Origin of the sequence: Mycobacterium gastri (assembly GCF_002102175.1) — a bacterium.
In the GTDB taxonomy this organism is placed as follows: domain Bacteria; phylum Actinomycetota; class Actinomycetes; order Mycobacteriales; family Mycobacteriaceae; genus Mycobacterium; species Mycobacterium gastri.
Genome location: NZ_LQOX01000143.1, coordinates 1 through 20,883 on the forward strand (window position 1 = coordinate 1; position 20,883 = coordinate 20,883).

24 protein-coding genes and 2 pseudogenes are annotated in these 20,883 nt (G+C 64.7%); 13 read left to right on the forward strand and 13 right to left on the reverse strand.

Going from position 1 to position 20,883, the window contains the following annotated elements; translation table 11 throughout:
• The 5 genes and pseudogenes from AWC07_RS28185 to AWC07_RS23125 all read left to right on the forward strand — a co-directional run.
• The coding region (locus AWC07_RS28185; RefSeq protein WP_208622458.1) for a hypothetical protein at window positions 1-315 on the forward strand (315 nt) is incomplete at its 5' end.
• A 205-nt stretch (window positions 316-520) separates the two neighbouring features.
• Complete coding sequence (locus AWC07_RS23110) at window positions 521-748, forward strand: ribbon-helix-helix protein, CopG family (protein ID WP_036411359.1); 228 nt, start codon at window positions 521-523, stop codon at window positions 746-748.
• Window positions 745-1,047 (forward strand): hypothetical protein, encoded by a 303-nt coding sequence (locus tag AWC07_RS23115; RefSeq protein ID WP_036411360.1) that lies wholly within the window; start codon window positions 745-747, stop codon window positions 1,045-1,047. Before AWC07_RS23110 ends, AWC07_RS23115 begins: the two co-directional genes overlap by 4 nt.
• Window positions 1,048-1,493: 446 nt before the next feature.
• Window positions 1,494-2,018 (forward strand): annotated as a pseudogene (locus tag AWC07_RS23120) (PPE family protein); the annotation flags it as partial.
• 698 nt (window positions 2,019-2,716) lie between these two features.
• A complete protein-coding gene (locus AWC07_RS23125) occupies window positions 2,717-3,328 on the forward strand; it encodes a TetR/AcrR family transcriptional regulator (RefSeq protein WP_036411362.1) in 612 nt (203 codons plus the stop codon).
• 181 nt (window positions 3,329-3,509) lie between these two features.
• Here AWC07_RS23125 and AWC07_RS23130 read toward each other — a convergent pair whose 3' ends face one another.
• The gene (locus AWC07_RS23130) at window positions 3,510-3,965 is read right to left on the reverse strand and encodes an alpha/beta hydrolase fold domain-containing protein (protein ID WP_084293422.1); all 456 of its coding nucleotides are present in this window, start codon (window positions 3,963-3,965) and stop codon (window positions 3,510-3,512) included.
• 443 nt (window positions 3,966-4,408) lie between these two features.
• On the opposite strand from AWC07_RS23130, the gene AWC07_RS23140 reads away from it, so the two are divergent.
• The 4 genes from AWC07_RS23140 to AWC07_RS23155 all read left to right on the forward strand — a co-directional run bounded on the left by AWC07_RS23140 (window position 4,409) and on the right by AWC07_RS23155 (window position 9,118).
• Window positions 4,409-5,866 carry an NAD(P)-binding protein gene (locus AWC07_RS23140; protein ID WP_036411369.1) on the forward strand — a complete coding sequence of 486 codons (1,458 nt, stop codon included), beginning with the start codon at window positions 4,409-4,411 and terminating at the stop codon, window positions 5,864-5,866.
• Entirely contained in the window at window positions 5,850-6,614 is a 765-nt protein-coding gene (locus AWC07_RS23145) for an acyl-[acyl-carrier-protein] thioesterase (RefSeq protein ID WP_051507891.1), read from the forward strand. The genes AWC07_RS23140 and AWC07_RS23145 overlap by 17 nt, the downstream gene beginning before the upstream one ends.
• A 137-nt stretch (window positions 6,615-6,751) precedes the next feature.
• Window positions 6,752-8,080 carry an acyltransferase family protein gene (locus AWC07_RS23150; RefSeq protein WP_036411372.1) on the forward strand — a complete coding sequence of 443 codons (1,329 nt, stop codon included), beginning with the start codon at window positions 6,752-6,754 and terminating at the stop codon, window positions 8,078-8,080.
• Window positions 8,081-8,206: 126 nt separating this feature from the next.
• Window positions 8,207-9,118, forward strand: a complete 912-nt coding sequence (locus AWC07_RS23155; protein ID WP_036411374.1) for a universal stress protein — start codon at window positions 8,207-8,209, stop codon at window positions 9,116-9,118.
• Between the two features lie 478 nt (window positions 9,119-9,596).
• On the opposite strand, the gene AWC07_RS23165 is transcribed toward AWC07_RS23155, so the two are convergent.
• Together AWC07_RS23165 and AWC07_RS23170 are read right to left on the reverse strand one after the other, a co-directional pair.
• Complete coding sequence (locus tag AWC07_RS23165) at window positions 9,597-10,265, reverse strand: TetR/AcrR family transcriptional regulator (protein ID WP_036411376.1); 669 nt, start codon at window positions 10,263-10,265, stop codon at window positions 9,597-9,599.
• A 72-nt stretch (window positions 10,266-10,337) separates the two neighbouring features.
• Window positions 10,338-10,724: a MerR family transcriptional regulator gene (locus AWC07_RS23170; protein WP_036411378.1), complete on the reverse strand. Its 387-nt coding sequence runs from the start codon at window positions 10,722-10,724 to the stop codon at window positions 10,338-10,340.
• A 141-nt stretch (window positions 10,725-10,865) separates the two neighbouring features.
• On the opposite strand from AWC07_RS23170, the gene AWC07_RS23175 reads away from it, so the two are divergent.
• Window positions 10,866-11,315: an Hsp20/alpha crystallin family protein gene (locus tag AWC07_RS23175; protein WP_036411393.1), complete on the forward strand. Its 450-nt coding sequence runs from the start codon at window positions 10,866-10,868 to the stop codon at window positions 11,313-11,315.
• A gap of 200 nt (window positions 11,316-11,515) precedes the next feature.
• Window positions 11,516-11,812: pseudogene (locus tag AWC07_RS23180) on the forward strand (GTP cyclohydrolase I); the annotation flags it as partial.
• On the opposite strand, the gene AWC07_RS23185 reads toward AWC07_RS23180, so the two are convergent.
• On the reverse strand, window positions 11,809-12,696 hold the full coding sequence (locus AWC07_RS23185) for a universal stress protein (RefSeq protein WP_036411380.1): 888 nt from the start codon (window positions 12,694-12,696) through the stop codon (window positions 11,809-11,811). The pseudogene AWC07_RS23180 and the gene AWC07_RS23185 overlap by 4 nt on opposite strands.
• A 244-nt stretch (window positions 12,697-12,940) precedes the next feature.
• Complete coding sequence (locus AWC07_RS23190; protein ID WP_036411382.1) at window positions 12,941-13,825, reverse strand: universal stress protein; 885 nt, start codon at window positions 13,823-13,825, stop codon at window positions 12,941-12,943.
• A 243-nt stretch (window positions 13,826-14,068) separates the two neighbouring features.
• On the opposite strand from AWC07_RS23190, the gene AWC07_RS23195 reads away from it, so the two are divergent.
• Window positions 14,069-14,368, forward strand: a complete 300-nt coding sequence (locus AWC07_RS23195) for a cold-shock protein (protein ID WP_051507889.1) — start codon at window positions 14,069-14,071, stop codon at window positions 14,366-14,368.
• Between the two features lie 9 nt (window positions 14,369-14,377).
• Here AWC07_RS23195 and AWC07_RS23200 read toward each other — a convergent pair whose 3' ends face one another.
• The 8 genes from AWC07_RS23200 to AWC07_RS23235 form a co-directional block, all read right to left on the reverse strand.
• Window positions 14,378-15,256, reverse strand: a complete 879-nt coding sequence (locus tag AWC07_RS23200; protein WP_051507890.1) for a formate/nitrite transporter family protein — start codon at window positions 15,254-15,256, stop codon at window positions 14,378-14,380.
• 38 nt (window positions 15,257-15,294) lie between these two features.
• Window positions 15,295-15,756 carry a flavin reductase family protein gene (locus AWC07_RS23205; protein ID WP_085105252.1) on the reverse strand — a complete coding sequence of 154 codons (462 nt, stop codon included), beginning with the start codon at window positions 15,754-15,756 and terminating at the stop codon, window positions 15,295-15,297.
• Between the two features lie 95 nt (window positions 15,757-15,851).
• Window positions 15,852-16,118, reverse strand: a complete 267-nt coding sequence (locus tag AWC07_RS23210; protein WP_023364555.1) for a hypothetical protein — start codon at window positions 16,116-16,118, stop codon at window positions 15,852-15,854.
• Window positions 16,115-16,729, reverse strand: a complete 615-nt coding sequence (locus AWC07_RS23215) for an RNA polymerase sigma factor (RefSeq protein ID WP_036420010.1) — start codon at window positions 16,727-16,729, stop codon at window positions 16,115-16,117. Before AWC07_RS23215 ends, AWC07_RS23210 begins: the two co-directional genes overlap by 4 nt.
• 19 nt (window positions 16,730-16,748) lie before the next feature.
• The gene (locus AWC07_RS23220) at window positions 16,749-17,816 is read right to left on the reverse strand and encodes an acyl-CoA dehydrogenase family protein (protein ID WP_036420008.1); all 1,068 of its coding nucleotides are present in this window, start codon (window positions 17,814-17,816) and stop codon (window positions 16,749-16,751) included.
• On the reverse strand, window positions 17,813-18,289 hold the full coding sequence (gene cynS / locus AWC07_RS23225; RefSeq protein ID WP_084293783.1) for a cyanase: 477 nt from the start codon (window positions 18,287-18,289) through the stop codon (window positions 17,813-17,815). Before cynS ends, AWC07_RS23220 begins: the two co-directional genes overlap by 4 nt.
• A 10-nt stretch (window positions 18,290-18,299) precedes the next feature.
• Window positions 18,300-18,824 (reverse strand): OsmC family protein, encoded by a 525-nt coding sequence (locus AWC07_RS23230; protein ID WP_036420006.1) that lies wholly within the window; start codon window positions 18,822-18,824, stop codon window positions 18,300-18,302.
• A gap of 173 nt (window positions 18,825-18,997) precedes the next feature.
• Window positions 18,998-19,834 carry a DUF3097 domain-containing protein gene (locus tag AWC07_RS23235; protein WP_036420004.1) on the reverse strand — a complete coding sequence of 279 codons (837 nt, stop codon included), beginning with the start codon at window positions 19,832-19,834 and terminating at the stop codon, window positions 18,998-19,000.
• Between the two features lie 403 nt (window positions 19,835-20,237).
• On the opposite strand from AWC07_RS23235, the gene AWC07_RS23240 reads away from it, so the two are divergent.
• Window positions 20,238-20,879 carry a maleylpyruvate isomerase family mycothiol-dependent enzyme gene (locus AWC07_RS23240; protein ID WP_036420002.1) on the forward strand — a complete coding sequence of 214 codons (642 nt, stop codon included), beginning with the start codon at window positions 20,238-20,240 and terminating at the stop codon, window positions 20,877-20,879.
• The last annotated feature ends 4 nt before the right edge of the window (window positions 20,880-20,883 follow it).

Below are 20,883 nucleotides of genomic sequence, written 5' to 3' on the forward strand. Positions count from 1 at the left end.
CATCACTGGCAAACGGGTGGTCCCATGACCGTGGCTAAACCCTGCTCAAACCGGTCCCATCACGGTGGCGGTCGACAAATGTATTTCAGCTGTAACCTGCTTGTCGATAACTGGTCGATCGGTATATGCACTCGCGCAGCCATGTTTGAGACAGGTCGTCATCTTCGGACGATTCGAACGATTGCGCTGAAGCTGGGCAGCCATATTTACAAGGAAATGCTTGCAATCACAATGAAGGTCCGCGGAGCGGCGGCAAGAGAACGACTCCCCGTCGGCGCCGCGGAGCAACTCGCACCCCTTGAGCACGCACCGTAACCAACTAAAAGTAGCGAGTTGCGGTGGTGTGCAACGTATTTCATCATCTAATTCATTACTGCGCAGTCCTTCTCCACGCAGCTTTTGCTCAATCTCGCGCGGCCGCAGACAGGGGGGTCCGCCTTGGCCTTAAGCAGCCACAGACACCGAAGACCCCCGGCGTGATGCGCTAGACCAGTAGTAGGATGATTAGTAGGATGATCATATGGCGAAAGAGAAGATTTCTGTCACTGTCGACGCGGCCGTGCTTGCCGAGGCCGACGCAGACGCCAAGGCGGCCGGGCTGAATCGGTCGGAGATGATCGAGCGGGCGCTGCGGAACGAGCATTTGCGTCGAGCGCTTCACACGTACACAACCCGTACCGCGCCGGCGCTCAATATCGACTCCTACGCCGAGCAAGTCTATGAAGCCAACCGGGCCGCGGGGCTGTGATCGCCCCCGGTGACATCGCTCCGCGCCAAGACACCACCCGCGAGCTCTATGTGGCAGTGCTGTCCAACTCGATTCACCTGGCCGCCAACACCGGCCGTGTGATCACCTGCCCGTTCATCCCCGGCCAAGTCCCTGACGATGCGATGGCGATGGTCGTGCCCGCCAGCCAGCCCGAAGGAACGCTTCTCCCCGAGCTGGTGCAGTGGCTGCCGACTTCGGCGCTCGGTGAACCGATTGGCAACATGGGTCCAGCCGCCCTTACCGAAGCGACATCGATCGTCACCGCGCTGATTTCATAGGGCGCAATCCCACGTTCGAACTGGGCTACGCGGTTGTCAACCGGGCCTCGCTCACGCGTCGCCCTTTCCTGGTTCGCGAGGGCTACTTCGAACTCGCACCTCTTGAGCACGCACCATTACCAGCTAAGGTCGCTGCCACAGGCCAATACGTCACTGTGACCTATCGGCCCTTCCTCGTCTTGCGGTGGTTCCGGTTTAGAGAACCGTGATCGCCTGCACCTCCGCCGTTAGCCCTTGATGCAGCCCAACGAGTCTGACCGGCTCTCGGCGGCAGGTGGTTTTGGTGATTGGCACGCGCAAAGTTGCCTACATTAGCACATCGCATATGACCGTACATCCTATTGGTAAATATATCCAATATGGTATCCCATCCGATACGGTGTTGTATCGTCATTGCGAGGGTCTCGACCCACGAGATGAAATCGGGCTAGGGAGGTAGCGGGGTCATGAACTTCTTGGTGTTGCCGCCAGAGATAAATTCGGCGCGGATCTTTTCGGGCGCCGGCTCGGCGCCCATGTTGGAGGCCGCTGTCGCTTGGAATGCGTTGGCGGCAGAGCTCGATTCGGCAGCGGAGTCGTTTTCCTCGATGACCTCGGGCCTGGCCGCCCAGGCATGGCAGGGTCCGGCGTCTACTGCGATGCTGGCTACCGCCGCGCCGTATGCGGGCTGGTTGCGGACGGCGGCATCCCAGGCTGCCGGGGCCTGTGCCCAGGCCCAAATGGTTGCGGGGGCATTTGAGTCGGCGATGGCGGCCACGGTGCACCCGGCGGTAGTGGCGGCCAATCGTTCTAACTTTGTGTCCCTGGTGCTGTCGAATCTATTCGGTCAGAACGCGCCGGCGATCGCGGCTGCCGAGAGCATCTACGAGGAAATGTGGGCTCAGGACGTGACCGCGATGGTGGACTATTACGCGGGAGCGGCGGCGGCTGCCGCGCAGTTGATCTCGCCCGCGCAAGCGCTGCAGAGCCTGCTGCCCAACTACGGCTACGGCAACATCGGCCAGGGCAACATCGGCTTCTTCAACGACGGCACCCTCAACGTCGGCATCGGCAACCTCAGCCCCCACTTCACCCCCACCGACCCCATCACCACCTTCGGCGGCGTCGGCCTCTTCAACGGCGGCACCGACAACCTCGGCGCAGGAAACTACGGCACCCAAAACGTCGGCGCCTGGAACCACGGCACGCTCAACCTCGGCCTCGCCAACACCGGCATCGCCAACAGCGGCCTACCCCTCAGCGCCCTACAACTCCTCGGCGTAGCCAACCACGGCACCTACAACCAAGGCCTCTTCAACACCGGCAACCACAACATCGGCATCGGCCTCACCGGCGACCACCTCATCGGCATCGGCCCGCTACACATCAGCACCTAGATCCGGGTCCGTTGATGGCCGCCCAACCCGGCCGGTGCGCCCGGACGGGACGGTAGCAGCTACGCCGTGCGCGGCATGCCGTAACGCAGCGTGGGAAATCCGCTGGCCCATCGTAACGGGTTGGCGTGGCCCGGCTTCGGTGCACGCCCATGGCCTAGATGCTCACTGATGTGGAGTTGCCATGGTGCGGCTTGGTCTTTCGGAGCGACATGGACGTCCAGCGCGGCGAAGTGGCCCGTCACGTATCCGATGTGGCAATGTATCGATCACACCACCATCGAAGGCGAGTGCAAATGCCGTCAACGACCACCAGCGACAAGCCAGTACGGGTCACCAAACGCCGCGCCGAAACCCGCGGCCGTCTCATCGAGGCGGCATTCCGGGTGTTCGCCGACAAGGGGTACGGGCACGTGACCATCGAGGATGTTTGTGAGGCCGCCGGCTACACCCGAGGCGCGTTCTATTCCCAGTTCGACAGCCTCGAGGAACTGTTCTTCCTGCTCTATGACCAATGGGCGGCCCGCACCGCCGAACAGGTCCGCGCCGCCATGGAAGGCAGCGAACCTGTCACCGACCTGACCAGTGTCGTCGAACGCATCGTGGACACCCTGCTTTTCGAACGCGACTGGCTGCTCATCAAGATTGACTTCCTGCTCCACGCCGCTCGCCACCCCGACCTCGCCCACCGCTGGGAGGTGCACCGCGCGCAATTGCGCAACGTGATCGAAGAGCGGCTGATTGCCAGCGGCATCGAATTCAACCAGTCCCTCAGCACCGTCGCGGACACGGCCCGGGCAATCGTCGCGGTATACGACGGCGTCAGCATCCAATTACTGCTCGACAGCGATCAGGCCGCCGCCCGCGCCTGGCTCACCCAACTACTCAATGTGGTCCTGAGTCGCTGAGCCGACAACGTTCGTGAGAGTCGTTGTGCGGCACCACACTCGGCGAGGTCGGCGCGTGGTCAACAGTCCGGGCAAAGCCGCCCGGTCGTATTGTTTGATCCCAGAGACGCTTTCACGCTCACCCCTGGGGCGCGGGCACTGGCCAGCGGCGCACCTTGCTCGCTGCACCGAATCTTTGGTGCTAGTGCGCGCGCAGACGCTCGACGATAACTGCCCGCGCAGCACGGGCTTCCGGGATAGGCATCAGCGGGTAGACGTGCAGCAAACCGAAGCGCTCGTGATAGTCAATGTCCACACCGGCCGCGCTAGTCTTCTCGACGAGCGATCGTGCGTCAGGGTTGAGGATGTCGCGAGGCCCGCTGAAAACGGTCAGCGGGCCAAGACCGGTCAGATCCGCCGCTAGCGGACTGACGCGCGGATCCTCCGGAATGAGATCGCCACGCCAACACTCCCCGAACACCGACAGTGCCTCGCGCGCCAGCCACGGATCGGTCAGCTCGACCGAATTGATCATCGGGTTGCTCAACGACACGTCCAGGGCCAGCGAGATCAATACGGTCCGCGGCAGCACCACGTCATGGTCGTCGCGCAGTAACAGGGCGGCCGACAGGGCGATCTCGACTTCCGGCTCGCCCAGCTGGGCCCGCGTGTCAAGGCTCGTTCCTTCGGTTTATCTCAGGCAACGGCGCGACGCCGTGGCGACCGTGAGGGTAAGGCCGGTCATATCCAGCTCCCGGCGTCCGCATCAGAGGGCACCCCGGATGATCCACAGGTGGGCAGGCGGATGTCCACGTTCTTGACACCTCCTCGATAGCGCATCCCCGACCGTCATACACCGCGGCATGCTTCGCGGGTACCTGCGCTGCCCTGGATACAAGGCCCCTCCACGCCGAAGCCGACGTCGGTAGGATCCCACCGGTAACTCACGCCGGCCGCGGCTAATCGCCGGTCGGTCCCGATGCCGGGCTTAGACTCCATTCGGCTCCGTTGCAGCAACAGAGACCGCTCCGCCACGGCGACGACTGGCTCGCTTCCCGCCGGCGACTGGTCGTCCATATCCCAATGGTCGAAGGAGGGCTTATGAAGGGGCCAGCGCAAGGGCCAACGACAGCCATCGAGACCGACTACCTGGTGGTGGGCGCCGGGGCAATGGGAATCGCGTTCACCGATACGCTCCTCGCCGAATCCGAGGCACGCGTGGTCATCGTCGACCGGGCACATCAACCGGGTGGGCATTGGACCGCCGCCTACCCATTCGTTCGGCTGCACCAACCGTCGGCGTATTACGGAGTCAACTCACGAGCCCTGGGCAACAACACTATTGACGCCGTCGGCTGGAACCAAGGACTGAACGAACTCGCCTCCGTCGGCGAAATCTGCGCCTACTTCGACGCTGTGATGCAACAGCAATTCCTGCCCAGTGGGCGCGTTGAGTACTTCCCCATGAGCGACTACCTCGGCGACGGCCGATTCCGGACGCTGGGCGGCGCGCAATACCGGGTCACGGTCAGGCGGCGCATCGTCGATGCCACCTACCTGCAAGCCGTCGTGCCGTCGATGCGGCCGGCTCCGTACCCGGTGGCGCCGGGCATCGACTGCATTGCACCCAACGACCTGCCGAAATTCAGCGCCCGCGACCGATACGTGGTCGTCGGCGCGGGCAAGACCGGCATGGACGTCTGTTTGTGGTTGCTGCGAAACGGCATCACCCCCGAGAAGCTGACCTGGATCATGCCGCGCGACGCCTGGCTGATCGACCGGGCAACGCTGCAGCCGGGACCGACATTCATCAAGAAGTTCCGGGACAGCTACGGCGCCACGCTCGATGCCATCGGCAACGCGACATCGGTCCAGGACCTGTTCGACCGGCTCGAGGCAGCCGGAACCTTGCTCCGGCTCAATCCCGAGATACGACCCACCATGTATCGGTGCGCGACCGTGTCACAACCCGAATACCAGCAGTTGCGCCGGATCGACGACGTCGTCCGGATGGGCCATGTCCAACGCATCGAGCCCACCATCATCGTGCTCGACGACGGATCGATCGCCTCGTCTCCGTCCGCCCTCTACATCGACTGCACCGCCGACGGGGCACCGCAGCGGCCGGCCACACCGGTTTTCGACGGCGACCGCCTCACCCTGCAGGCGGTGCGCGGCTGTCAACAGGTGTTCAGCGCGGCGTTCACCGCACACGTCGAACTTGCCTACCCTGACGATGCGGTGAAAAACGAACTCTGCGTGCCGATTCCACATCCGGACTCCGACGTGGACTGGTTACGGCTGATGCATTCCGATCTGCGTAATTTTCAGCGTTGGCTCGCCGACGCCGAGCTGACCGACTGGCTCGGCTCGGCACGGTTGAATCTTCTCGCCGAGCTGCTGCCGCCGTTGTCGCACAAGCCGCGGGTACGCGAGCGGGTGGTCTCGATGTTCCAGTCGAGGTTGAATGCTGCCAGTGAGCGACTGGAAAAATTGTTGAGCGACCACGGCGGCGATACCGCGGCGACGTTGAGGAGTGGGCGTGCTGCAGCACCCTGATATCGACGCACCCTTGATTGACAAGCCCGACTCGGGATACGTGTACCGGACAAGCTGGCGACTGGCCACCACCGACATCGACGAGCACCAGAGGCTGCGCCTGGACGGAGTAGCCCGGTATATCCAAGAAGTCGGCGCCGAGCACTTGGCCGATGCCGCGCTGGCCGAAGTCCATCCCCACTGGATCGTGCTGCGCACCGTGATCGACGTCATCGAGCCGATCGAGCTACCCAGCGACATCACCTTTAGCCGTTGGTGCGCAGCGCTTTCCACCCGATGGTGCAACATGCGCGTCCAGCTTGAAGGCGCTGCCGGCGGACGGATCGAAACCGAGGGTTTCTGGATCTGTGTGAACAAGGACACCCTGACGCCGTCGCGGCTCACCGATGAATGCATCGCCCGCTTCGGCAGCACCACCGACAACCACCGGCTCAAGTGGCGCCCCTGGCTCACCGAGCCGGTGACCGACGGCACCGAGACGCCATTTCCGCTGCGCCGCACCGATATTGATCCTTTCGAGCACGTTAACAACACCATCTACTGGCACGGCATAGTCGAGGTACTCGGCCAGCTGCCGGCCGGCGCAGAGCTGACCGCGGCTCCATATCGCGTGGTGCTCGAGTACCGCAGCCCGATCAAGTACGGCGAAGCCGTCACTATTCGTTCCGACCAGCACGACGGCCGCATCCGCATGCACTTCGTGGTGAGCGACGACGTCCGTGCCGCCGCCTTGGTGCGCAAGCTTTGAGTCGGATCTCGTTGGCGGCCGCGGATGTCCGCGTATCGGCCCCCGAAGCGTTCCACCGGAGCAGTGTCCGCACCAATTATGTGGGCGCCGGCGAGTACCCTCGCGCTCGTGCAGGTCGCTGAGCTTCCCCCGATCTGATGGACCACGCAGGCACCGGTCGACCGGCCCGCGATCTGGCCGTCGACTTTTACCGGGTGTCGGGCGTGGTCCTCATCGTTCTGGGCCACTGGCTGGCCGGGTCCGTGACGTATCACAACGGACAGTTCGGCCGGCAGAATCCGCTTGTCGACCAGCCCTGGACGCAGTGGCTGACGTGGCCTTTTCAGGCGGTGCCGGTTTTCTTCCTGGTGGCCGGCTATGCCGGCGCGGTGTCATGGACACATCGTTACGGCGACGGCGGTGTGTCGCGGCAGGGCTGGATACGGCATCGGGTGGCGCGAGTGCTCGGACCCACCGCGGTGTACGTGGGGCTGATGTCGGCAGTCGTGCTGGCGCTGCAGGTCTCCGGCCTGCCCGGCTCGGTGCTGGAGTATGCGGGTTGGGCGGTGGCCATGCACCTGTGGTTCCTCGCGGTGTATTTGGTGGTGGTATCGCTGACGCCCGTCGCGATAGCCGCACACCGACGGTGGGGGCTCATGGTGCCGGCGACACTGGCAGTTGCGCTGGCAGCGGTGGACGCCGCTGCGATAGCCGGTCATATGCCCTCTCTGGGCGGTCTGAACTACCTGTTGTGCTGGGGCCTGCTCTACCAGCTGGGAATCTGTTGGCAGGCCGGGCTGTTAGCCGGTCATCGACCGGTGGTGCTTGCCGCCGGATCGGCAGTCGCGCTGGCCCTGCTCATCTGGATCGGCCCCTATCCGGTCAGCATGATCGGGGTTCCCGGCCAGGCGGTACAGAACAGCATGCCGCCGTCGGTGGCGATGCTGGCGTTCGCCTGCACTCAGGCCGGCATCGCGGTGGCCATCGCACCCGCGCTCAACCGCGTGCTTCGTTCCCGCCGATTGCAGCGGCTGTTGTCAGCCGCTAACAGCAATGTGATGGCGCTCTACCTGTGGCACATGGTGCCGGTGGTGATCGTCGCGGTCGTCGCCTACCCGGCCGGGCTGCTGCCGCAACCGGCCCAGGGAACGGCGGCGTGGTGGCTGGCCAGGCTGGAATGGGAGGTTGTCTTGAGCCTGGTGACGGCCATGGAGATGGCATTGTTGTGGGGGCTCCGGCGATTCTTCGCGGCACCGTTGCCGACTATCCGGATACCGCTGCCGCAGCGTTGGGCCGAACCAATCATGCTGGCGGGCACCCTGATGGCTGCTGGCTTCCTGTGGGTGGTCGCCGCGGCGGGATTTGCTCCGGACGGGAAATATCCGTGGATGAGCGCGCTGGTTTTCGCGCTCGGACTGGCGCTCGTGGCATGCCGGTCCGCCAAGGCCACCCGGCGGTCAATCGATACCGCCGCAGGGACCAGCTGAGCTCGGCGCCAATCTCGACGGTGCGTTCCCGGTTAGAGGTCTGAAGGCCCATCGACAAGGGACCAATGCCTCGTTCCGCATTGCCGCTGAACCAATAGCGTTCAAGCGCAAAGAACGAGGAAACGCATGTCCAAGATCGACAGCCATCGGGGAATCGTCGTCGGCGTCGACGGCTCGCCGGGCTCCCAAGCAGCGGTCCGATGGGCCGCCCGTGACGCCGAGTTGCGCAATGTTCCGCTGACCTTGGCCCATGTTCTCCCGCCCGCGACGGGAACGCGGCTGGCCTCGTCGGTAGCCGCAGGACGGACCCGCAGCCGAATTGACGCCGGACAGCAACTGCTCGACGCGGCGCTCAAGGTCGCCGAGGAAAGCTGCGAACGCGGACTAACCCAGATCTACCGCGAAATGACCAGCGGGACAACCGTTTCAACGCTGACCAAACTGTCCGAAGATGCCCATTTGGTGGTGGCCGGTTGCCGCGGCACTGGCTCATTGCGGGGCCGGCACTTGGGTTCGGTGACTTCGGGTCTCATCCATGACGCGCGGTGCCCGGTGGCGGTCATCCATGATGACGTCCCAATGGCCGCCGATTCCGAGCGAGCCCCGGTACTGGTAGGCATCGACGGGACACCGGAGTCGGAAGTGGCGATCGCCATCGCGTTCGACGCTGCCTCTCGTCGCAAGGTGGACCTGGTGGCCGTGCACGCGTGGAAATCTCCGGGCGTATTGGATCCGATCGTCAGTTTGCCGGGTCCCGGCTGGCCGGAACTGAGAACACAAGAGGACAAGATCGTCGCCGAGCGCCTGGCCGGTTGGGGCGAACAGTACCCCGATGTCGTTGTCCGCCGAATGATCGCACGCAACGATGCGGCGCCTGAACTTGTCGGTACGTCCAAGTCGGCCCAACTCGTGGTGGTCGGCAGTCGCGGAAGCGGCGGATTCGCGGGGATATTGTTCGGTTCGGTCAGCGCCGCCGTGGTGCTGTTGAGCCATGTGCCGGTCATAGTCGCACGCAAAACGGTCGCCAAAAGACGCTGACCCCCCGGTTCGCCTGGTTCGGCACAAGCTTCGCAAGTCCCCGCCGGTCGCGGTAGGTTCTCCCGCGAGTTCGGCCTGGAAGTACCCGCCGGAAACCGCACCGGAACTCTCCTGGTTTGACGGGTGTACATATGGGCAGCCTATCCTAACTAATCGTTAGACAGAGAAAGGCTGACTTCGCTCATGTTGCCCATCGATCCACACGCCGACGCCGGCCGGCGCGCCTGGCTACCCTGCCCGAATTGCAACTGGGGCCGCAACGCATGTTCGGAGTGCCGCAGTCGGCGCAATTGCGGGACCCACTGGCAGTATCTGCTGAGCAACCGTGCGACCGAACTGCATCTCCAGTGCCCAGGTTGCACCGCCGTGTGGTCCACCGACACGCGAAACAGCCTGCAAGACAAGGCGGTTAGTCGTCACTGATGTGGCGACGGCAGCGGTTACCCGCCCAGGCCGGCACCGAACCGGCACCAGACCGTCAGCCAACCGAACCCGATTGTCCCCGGGCATCGAGGGCAGGAAGGGGGCGTTGGCAAATGGTGCGCGCCTCCTGGGAATCGAGTCCGAATAGACGCAGCAACCTCTCGGTGACCATGTCGGCAGCCAACGCGTCGTCACGATGCGGATCCGCGCGCAACAAGGTGCCCAGCCCCAGCAACGCGCCCCCGGCAGTCGCTAACGCCAGTTCGGGGTCCCCCACCCGAAACCGTCCGGCTTCGGCGGCGGCCTTGATGTCCCGCAGGGCACGGGGGGCCAGCCCGTGGTCGGATGACAGCAGGTTGGTCCCGGTGGCCAACAGAATGTCACTCTCCAGTGGTCGCCGACGAAACAGCCTGCCGGTGAGCCGGAAACTGACGGCGAACGTTTCGGCAGGGTCGTCGATCGACGCGGTGAGCAGGTCCAGCAACGCCCCGTGGGTGTCAAGGACGTCAGCTACCGCAGCCGCGAACAGCTGCTCCTTGCTGTCGAAGTGGTTGTAGAACGAGCCCATGCCCACGTCGGCAGCCTGGGTGATCTCGAGCACCGGCGCGTTGAACTTTCCTTCGGCAATTAGCCGCTGCGCGGCCCTAACCAACGCTGTCCTGGTGCGTTGTTTGCGTCGTTCGAGCCGGTTCGGCGGCTCGGCGGGGCCGTCACTGGGAGACATCACTATGGCAAGTATGACTCGATCATGAGGATATCGTCAGAAATGTGGCTAGGGTGGGACCGCCTGATCCGGTCAGGCTTCGCCGTTGGCGGCAACCCGGGTGGCTCGGGTCGATCTTGCGGCCGCTTTCGCGGCGTTGCGCAGGGAGCGGTTGTTGGCCTCCAAGTCGTCGTTCGCAGCAGCCAGTGCCGCGTTGTCGTCTTCGAGACTGAGGATGCGCGCAATTCCGGCCAGATTGATTCCGGCGTCAACCAGAGCGCTGATCCGCTGCAGCCGGGCCAAGTCGTCGGCGCTGTAACGCCGTGTTCCACCGTCACTACGAGCGGGTGTCAACAATCCGTAGCGTTCGTACAGCCGCAGTGACTGCACCGCGATACCGGAGAGCTCGGCTGCCACCGAGATGCCGTACACGCCCTGATCGGGCGCCGGCGCGCCGGTTTCGCCGGGACGGTCAGCCATAGCTTATCCCCTCGACTGCTACTCGCATAGAAAACTTCTCTATCACACTTGCATTACAATGTCGATAATGTTATAAAAAATCTATGGCTTTAGCCATAGATATCTACTGGACCCAGCAGATTGGAGTGAAAGGTGACCACCATGCTGATGCGCACCGACCCGTTCCGTGATCTGGACCGCTTTGCCCAACAGGTGCTGGGCACGGCCGCCCGGCCAGCCGTGATGCCCATGGATGCGTGGCGGGATGGCGAAAAATTCGTCGTCGAGTTCGACCTGCCCGGCATCGACGCCAACTCCCTAGACATCGATATCGAGCGCAACGTGGTGACCGTGCGCGCAGAACGGCCCAGCGTCGATCCGAATCGGGAAATGCTGGCCAGCGAGCGGCCGCGCGGAGTGTTCAGCCGCCAGCTCGTGCTTGGCGAAAACCTCGACACCGACCGGATCGAGGCTTGCTACCAAGAAGGCGTCCTGCGACTGGTCATCCCGGTGGCCGAACGGGCCAAGCCGCGCAAGATCTCGGTTGCCCGCGGCAATGGCCACAAGGCCATCGACGAGGCTGACGCGCAACCCGAGGTGATCGAAGCCTAATCGGAAGGTGGATGGCGCGGGGACCGCCGCCGGCATCGCCGGCCCCGACTCGCCGCGCCTCCGCCAGACGTCATGTCGCACAACGGATGACTCGACGCGACTGGTAATTCGAGGTGCCGAGGAACCGTGGTTCGTAGGGCGCGTCGCCTCCAAGCGCCCTCGGCCTTGGGCTTCAGCGCTGCTTATCGGCCTACCGCCCCCATCCCGGTCAGCGCATCGTGGGCCTGTCCAAGCTGGCTCGGCTGGTCCACGGTTACGCCGCGCGACTGCAGGTTCAGGAGCGTATCGGGCACCAGGCGACCGGCGGGATCATGCGCAAGCTCAACCCTTCCGGTGCCATGTGCGTCATTACCGGGCGACACGACTGCATGAGACTGCGTGGAATACGCGAACCAGCCGCCGAGGCAACCGCCGAGTCCCGCAAAGGCATGTGGCTGGACCGGGAATTAGCGCTGGTCCATCAGCTACATGCCAGTGGCCGCCCCGGTGTGTGTTAAGCCGACCGCGCCACGATCACGGGCATCCGCACGGCGTGCACCACCGCGTTGCTCACCGAACCCAGTAGCACGCCGGTAACGCCACCCCGGCCGTGGCTTCCGACCACGACGAGCTGGGCGGTTTGCGACCTTTCGACAAGCTGTCGCGCCGGGCGATCAGCCACGACCACTCTGCGCACAGTCACATCGGGATAGCGCTCCTGCCAGCCGGCCAACCGCTCGGCCAGCAGGACCTGGGCTTCTGCTTCCACCGTGGACCAGTTCAGTCCCGGCAGCTCGACCACCTCGAGGTCGCTCCACGCATGCAGCGCGATCAGCTCGACCCCGCGACGGGATGCCTCGTCGAACGCCACCGCGACCGCGGCCTCCGACGCCGGTGACCCGTCGATCCCGAGCAGCACTGGGGCGTGCAGCGGATCGGGCATCAATGGATCTTCGTCACGGATGATCGCGACCGGGCACCTGGCGCGTCTCACCAGGCTCGAACTGACAGAACCCAGCAGGACCCGGGCCAACGCACCGCGACCGGAGCTGCCGACGACGATCATCTCCGCCTCGGCCGACATTTCGACCATGGTGGGCACCGGCGTGGAAAACACGATCTCGCTTTTCACGGTGAGCTTCCGGTCCCCCGTGACGGACTCGTCGGCGATCTTGTGCGCTGCGGCCAGGATCTTGCGCCCCTCGTCTTCCTGCCACACCGCCCAGGTGTCGGGGTAAGGCATCGGCGGCCAGGTCGCCACATCGGTGCTCACCACATGCGCGATGGTCAGCTGAACGTTGCGCATCGCCGCGTCGCGGGCCGCCCAACATACCGCGGCATTCGAGGCGGGTGAGCCGTCGGCTCCGACGACAACGCCGAGACGCTTCTCCAAAATCGACATTTCGTTGCTCCTCCGATTACCTGACGTGTGTCGGCAAAGCTGCGACCAATGGTGTGTCGACGCCGATTCGGCCCACCGTGGCGGCCCAGCCCAGCGCGCCGGCGCAGTGCCGGCCGATCACACAGGTCATCACGCCAAGCTACAAAACACATACCGCTGTGGCGTCTTCCGAACGGCCTGACCAGCAGGGACCAAAGACCTCTGTTTCGGGTGTTTCGGGTGTTTCGTGCACGGCGGCCGGCGATCAGGCGGGACGCACGACGATGACCGGGATTTTCGCCGAGTGCGCCACGGCAGAGCCGACCGAACCGAGGAGCATGCCGGGAAATCCTCCGCGGCCGCGACTTCCGACCACCACCAATTGCGCGCGCTCGGCTCCCTCGAGCAGCCAGTGCGCTGGCTTGTCACAGACCAGCGACCGCTGAACGTGGACGTCCGGATACTGCTCTTGCCAACCTGCGAGGCGTTCGGCGAGAACCTCCTCTCCCTGACTCTCGCGATCACGCCAGTCCATCCCGAGGATGGGGAAAACACCGACGTCACTCCACGCGTGCAACGCGACCAGGTCTACACCGCGACGGGAGGCTTCGTCGAATGCCAAGGCCGTCGCGGCTTCCGAGGCCGGTGATCCGTCGATGCCCACCAGCACCGGCGCGCTGGTGTCCGGAGCCACACCGTCGTCGGAATGAATGACCGCTACCGGGCAATGCGCATGGTGCAACAGCGCCGAACTCACCGATCCCAACAGCGTTCGGCCCAGCGCGCCCATCCCCTGACTGCCGACGACGGTCATCCAGGCGTCCTTGGAGGCGTCGATGAGCGCCGGCACGATGTTGGCATAAACCACCTCGGTGCGGACATCGGGCGGGGGTGATTCGCCCAAACTCTCGTCCAGCGCCCGGCGCGCCCGTTCGATCACGGTTTGCGCTTCGTCTTCCTGCCACTGCGGCATTTCGGTGTAGAGCTGGCCCACCGGCCAACCGACAACGACGGGGGCGACACCGTGCATCAGGGTGACGGGCATCTTGTGCAGGATGGCCTCGCGGGCGGCCCAGGCCACCGCCGCGTCGGACTGCGCCGAGCCGTCGATGCCTACCAGAATCCCGTACTGCGTTGTATCCCTGGACATTTCACCCTCCTTGCGGCGGCCTGACGGATACCAGCGACCGGCACCGGATCCTCACGTCAGCACCAACCGGGCGGACGCGAGTATCGACCTGACCGTATACGACGGCCGCCCGGTTCAGCAGAGCCCATGGACCCAACTTTGAGGCAGGCGGTCCCCCATCAGCTCGCCGGTGCGCCGAAGAACTCGCGAAATCAGAGTCGAAGGACCCTACGCCGATTCCCCGCTCGATGGATACGGTCGGGCATGTCGGAGTCCACCGGCAGTAACGAGGGGAAGGCTGTCAAAATGCCCGTCATCAATAGCTACAACGTCGAAGCGATGCTGGATTCGATGGCGACCGTGTCGTATGGCGTTATCAACTGGTTCGATGACGAGCACGGCTTCGGATTCGTCCATCCCGTAGACGGCGATCGCGACGTCTTCATCGACTCTTCCGAGATCGTCGATTGGCCTGCTAGCGGCATTCATGCCGGCCAGCGCGTGAGCTACCAAACCGGGGGAACGCGCCACTGGCCGCTGGCGCAAGCCGTGCACATCCTCTGAGGCGCTCGACTACTCCTCCCGCGGCTGCAGACGGGCGATGACGTAAAAGGGCAGCGCCACAAAGATCGTGCCGCCAACCAGATTGCCGAGAGTGGTTACGAAGATATTGGTGACCAAGCCGTGGTCCCCCAAGCCCCAGCTGATCCCGCAGTGGGGTGTATCCTGGTGAAATGCATTGAGCAGCAACGGCATTCCCAGGAATCCGACATTTGCCACGACGTGCTGATCGCTGCCGATCACGAATGCGAAGGGTCCGTAGAACGCCAAGCCCATCCGGGCGACGTCGCTGCGCGCCTTGTAGTACATGCACATGGCGGTTTGCAGGAACCAGGTGCACAGCACCGCCAGGAGGAAGGCGGTCCATAAGGGCTGGCCGGCCTTCTGGGCGCCGACGATTGCCGCACGCGTGGCGAAGGCACCCAGATACGGACCCCCGGCCGCGGCGCACACGGCGACAAACACCAGTGCGCCAACGATATTGCCTATCAGTCCGATGAGCAGCAGCTGTAGATAGCAGCTGATGCGCATGCGTCCCTGCAGCACCGCGAAAAAGCCGGCTGCCATGTCGGCGGTGATCAGCGATGCCCCCGATACCAGGATGAGAACAAAGGACATGCCGAACGCCAGCCCCATCAGCAGGCTGGCGATACCGGGCGTGCTGACCCCGGTGCTGACGACCAACGACAGCAACGCGCCGAAACCCACCATCGCGCCACCGACCAGTGAGCGGATCAGGAAAGCCCACGGATGGGCGGATTTCTCGAGCGCCATGTCCGCTATTCGGGTCACCATGGCCGGGACACCGAGTGGTTCGAACGGATCGCCGGCCCGGCGATCATCGGACAATGGGGGGCCCACGCGGTCTGGGCCCAGGGCAAGCTGGGACATGGTGCGCCTATCGGTAAGTATGGAAAGTGTTGCGTCGCTTAAGAAGCCACCGGGTGGACGGTGTCTGCCCAATCGTGCATCCGTCCCGAGTAGTAGAGCAGCGGCAGGCCGCCGGCGCGGCGCACGGCGCAGGCGCGGATGAGCAGGATGACGTGGTCGCCCGCATCGTAGATCCGGTCGATAAAGCCGCTTACCGAGGCGGCCGCACCGACAAGAACCGGACAACCGCAGTCATCGGTGTCGAATTCGACTCCCTCGAACCGGTCGTCGACCTTGCTGGCGAAACGGCGCGCCAGGCTCGCTTGGTCGTTCGCCAACACGTTGACGGCCACCGAGCTGCCGACGCGGAACGCCGGAAGGCTGCCCGCGCTGCGCGCCACACACTGCAGCAACAGCGGCGGGTCCAGGGACACCGAGGCAAACGAGCTGATGGTCATGCCGACCGATCGGTCGCCTAGTCGGGTGGTCAGGACGGTGACGCCGGAAGGAAAGGCGCCCATGGCGTTTCGCATCGATGTGGCGTCAACGGGTCCCCCCAGTGTCCAAACCTGGTCCGGGCGGCGATCCGGTTGCGACGAGTGTGCACTGGCGTTCGTCATTCTTGGCCTTTCCTGAGGGTGTTGATCGTGTTGATAACCCCCGCGATGTGCTCGTCGCTGAGCTTTTCCCCATCGAATACGTGATTGAGCAGAACCTTGAGGTCCAGCATTTGCTGCAGATACACCAGGCATGGCGGGCACTCGTCGATGTGTTTGGCCACGATCGCTCCCCACTCCTGCGGGTCCGAGTCCACCAGGTCGTCGACGAGTCGGACGAAATCAACGCAGTCGACGGCGGGGACCGTGTTGTCGTAGACGGTCATCGTTGGTACCGCTTTTCCAGTTCATTTCGGAGGTTTGCCCTGCCACGGTAGAGCAGGGCACGTTGCGCCTCGGCGGACAGCTCGAGGATCTCGGATGCCTCTTCGGCGGAGGTGCCGACCAGGTCGCGCAGGATTACCAGCTGTCGCTGCCGCGGCGGCAGCGTATCCAGCGCCGCGCGCACCTGCTCGACGAGTTCCCTTGCGACGGTGCGGTCCTCGGGGAGGAACCGCCTCGACGGCGGCACGCTCCAGTGCCCGGAGTCGGGGTGACCGGCCGGGTGCATCCGCCCCGACAGCGGGTCGGCGTCGTCGGTGGCCAGCACCTCGTGCTCGCGGATCCGGGATTCGCGGCGCCGGTGCCGCGACGCGGTGTTCTTGACGATCCCGAACAACCAGGTGGCCACCGACGAGCGGCCCTCGAACGAGGCCGACGACTGCATCACCTGAACCCATGCTTCTTGTACTGCTTCTTCGGCCACCGTCGGCGAATTCACCATTGTGCAAGCAAAACTCACCATTTGGCGGTGATAGTCGCGCACCAAGCCGGCCAGCGGAACCCCGCCGACCATGTGCTCGGATGCGGATCCGGGTGGGACCGCGACCGGGGTCATCGTCGACCCGAGCGGTCACTCAACGGCATCCCCCCAGTTCCCATCGCAGCTGAGCCTCCGACGGCGACTGCACGGGCAGGAATGCGGCTTCCCGGTATCGGCGGCTCGCCGGCGTCCTGCTGGCATAGCCCTTCCCGCCGGCCGTACGAATCTCCAGCGCGGCGCTGGCACTGGCGATTTCGGCGGCGCTGAGGCGCAGCGAGAGCAACTCCTTCTTGCTCGGCGGCTGCTGGCCGCCGACCGATGCGGCCACGCTGGCCAAGGTGGTCTCGGCCAGCGCAAGCTTTCCCGCGATCAGGTCGACGTCGGGGGCGAACACCGAATTCACTCCGGTGAGGCCGATCCGGCATTGCGTCAGCGTGGTCTTGGCCAGCCCGAGGCACATTGCCGACTGCAGGACCAGGAAGGTGGGGCGAACCGCGTCCAGAAACCCGTCGAAGTCGGTGGACAGCACCTGCTCATCGCCGACGTACACATCGGTCAACTCCAGATATGACGAGGCCGTGCTGCCCATCGCCAAGAGTTCGAAGTGATCACCAATGGTGATACCCGGTGTGCTCAACGGCACGGCCACGATCAATTTGTCGCCGCGTTCGGTGCGCGCCGCGGTCACCAGGACCGAGTCGTGGTACAGGTTGCTGGCCCACCTGATCGACCCGCTCAGCTGGTAGCCGCCCGGGACGGCTGCGGCGGTGAGCTCGAGGCTGCCGCAGCCGGCCGCGTCTTTGAAGGCGGCCGCCATTCCGGTGATGCCCAGCGCGGTGCCGGCCAGCAGCGGCTGGGCCGCGGCCATGCTGTATTCCGTTGCGGCGGTGAGTAAATACTCGATCACCATCCGGTTGGCCCACACGCAGAACCCGGTGCTCATGCACTCGCCGGAGATCATTCGGATCACCTGGGCCATCTGTGGCAGCCGTCCGTCGATGTTGCCGGGAGCACCGAGCCCGAGCAGTCCAACTGCCCCTAGGCCCGCAAAGCTGCGGCGGGCGGTGTCGTCTCCGCGGTCCAGCACACCGGCGTGCGCGCGGATGTCTGCCAGCAGCTCCGAATCGAGCAAGTCGATCGCGGCGTCGATGGTCGCGGTCACGACATGACCTCCTGTTCCGTGTTGTTCCATGTGTAGTCGAGAAACTTGCCGTCGAAGGTCACAATCACCCGATCACCTTGCGGATCCGGGCGCCGCTGCACACTCATCCGGAAGTTGATGGCGCTCATGATCCCGTCGCCGAACTCCTCGGCGATCAGCTCCTTGAGTGCGGGCCCGTAGAGCGACAGCGCCTCATGGAACCGGTAGATCGTCGGATCCGCCGACGCCGATTCGGCGGATCCCCGGTAGGGCATCAACTGCAGAGCGCCGACCGCGTCGGCGTCGAGGTCGAGCAGTGCCGCGACGGTCGAGGCGTCGTCAGCCGACAGCGGGTGCTGGCCGAGGAGCGCCGCTACCGTCCACACCCGGTCCTTGCCGATCGCGTCGGCGATCTTGGTCCAGCTCAATCCCTTTGCCATCCGGGCCAGCTTGATGGCTTCGGCGAGCTGCAGCCTGGTCGCGTTGCACGTCACGTCGCGATGCCTAGTCGATGGTCAGCGTCGAGTCGACGGTGGCCGGACGGCGGAACGTGTTCACCACGGGCGACCAGGCGATCGCGTTGTCGTGGATCTCCTGCAACGTCTGTTCGTCGGCATCTCCGGCCAAGGTGACGCGACAGCGCACCGCGGTAAAGCCGAGGACCTTGCCGGCCGGGGTGTCGCCGACGCCCCACACGGCGGAGATGTCGATGTCACCTTCCATCTCGACCTCGATCTTGGTCAGGGTCACGCCACGGTGGGTGGCGTTGGCCAGCAGACCCACCGAGATGCAGGATCCCAGGGCCGCCAACGTCGTCTCCGAGGGGTTGGGCGCCGAGTCGTCACCCAGCAGCGCGGGCGGTTCGCCGACGAGCATGGGCGCCAGGTCGCGCACGTAGGTCATGTTGCGAAAGCCGCTTTCACACACCGTCTTGGCTTTCAGTGTCTTCTTGCCCGTGCTGGGGTCGGTCTTGGCGCTGCACGACAGTCGGTCCAGGCCTTCGGCATCGATGACGAGCACGTCGGTCATGTAGAGTCCTCCATTTCTTTCCAAAGCAAATAGTTTTCGGCGTCAAGCTTTTAGTGCTCGGCAGACGCGCAGACGTGACGGCTTTCGGCAGCCTTTTACACGATCGACACAAAGCTCACCTGCCGGAAACATGGAGGGCCGCAGCTTTGCCGCTGCCACCGGTCGCCGGGCGGCTAGGCGGCAGGCCGGGTAACGAAGTCGATGAGTTCTTCGACCCGGCCGATCAGCGCGGGCTCCAGATCGTTCCAGTCGCGCACGGTTGACCGGATACGCCGCCACGCCGTGGCGATGTCGGCCTGGTCGGCGTGCGGCCAGCCCAGCGCCTGACAGACTCCGTACTTCCACTCGATGTGCCGCGGCACACTCGGCCACGCCTTGAGGCCGAGCCGGTTGGGTTTCACGGCCTGCCAGATGTCGACGTAAGGATGACCGACGACCAGGGTGTCCGAGCCACCCGGCCCCTGGCGCACCGCTTCGGCAATGCGCGCCTCTTTCGACCCGGCGACCAGGTGGTCCACGAGGACGCCGAGTCGACAGCGCGGTCCGGGCCGGAAATCGGCGACGATGCGCACCAGGTCGTCGACGCCACCCAGGTGCTCCACCACAACGCCTTCGATGCGCAGGTCTTCCCCCCAGACCTGGGCGACGAGCTCGGCGTCGTGACGTCCCTCGACGTAGATCCGGCTGGCACGGGCAACCCGAGCGCGGGCACCGGGGACCGCTACCGAACCGGATGCCGTTCGCTTCGGCGTGACCGGCGCCGGGCGGCGCGGCGCAGTGAGGATTACCGGTCGACCGTCGATCAGGTAACCGGGCCCGAGCGGAAAACCGCGGGTCTTACCGTGGCGGTCTTCGAGGTCGATGCGGCCGTATTCGACTCGGACCACGGCGCCGACGTAGCCGCTTTCGGCGTCCTCGACCACCATGCCGATCTCGACCGGATGCTCCACCGATCGCGGCGCGCGCCGCCCTCCCCCGGACAAGACGTCGCTGCCATAACGATCCACCACGCGGCAATACTAGGCAGTCGCTCGCCGGACGCGGTTGCGGCGCGCCGCGGCCGTCTAGCGAAAATGCCTGTCTCACTCGGATATTCATGGGACCACGAATACGGCTGGTCAACGATGTCCTCTTGCTCAGGCTTGGCTGCCCACGTCTTGGCTCTGTCTTCGGCACGCCGATGCCGCACCTTCGCTCAAACCGCTTGTGATGGCAGGCGTTCGGGGATGTTTCACGTGCTCACCGTTATCGGCTGTCATGCCGCTGCATCGAGTGTGCAGTGTCGGCTCTGAGAGTGAATGTAGGGCGGGAACCGCCACGATCGGCCGCCCGGACGGCACGCTCGGCGCCCTCAGCGTACAGTCGGTGCCTTCAGCCACCGACCCAAGACTTGTTCGGTGTCGAGGTGCGGCCATGACTATCGACGGTGGTGGCGCACAAGCCACCATGATGAGCATGGCCCGTGCCGAGCGCGCAGAACTGACGGAATTCCTGGCGACCCTGACTCCACAGCAGTGGGCCACACCCAGTCTGTGCGCCGGATGGAGCGTCAAAGATGTTGTCGCGCATATGTTCAGCTACGAAGAGCTCAACGCATTCGGGTTGCTGATGCGGTTCGTCAAGGGCCGGGTGGTACGGGCCAACGAGGTCGGCGTCCGAGAATTTTCAGCGCTTACCCCACCGGAATTGCTGGAGTTCGTCGGCCAGCACCTCCAGCCGCGGGGGCTGACAGCGGGTTTCGGCGGAATGATCGCGCTGGTCGACGGCATGATCCACCACCAGGACATCCGGCGCCCACTCGGTCAGCCCCGCACCATTGCCGCCGGGCGACTCGAACGCGTGCTGCAGCTGGTGCCGAAGAACCCCCGGCTTGGCGCTCGACCGCGAATCAACGGACTGCGGCTGCGGGCAACCGACCTCGACTGGACACACGGCAGCGGACCCGAAGTGACCGGGACCGGTGAGGCATTGCTGGTGGCCATGGCCGGCAGGCCGGCGGCCGTCGCCGACCTCAGCGGTCCCGGTCGACGCACCCTCGCGCAACGACTGAGCTGATCGC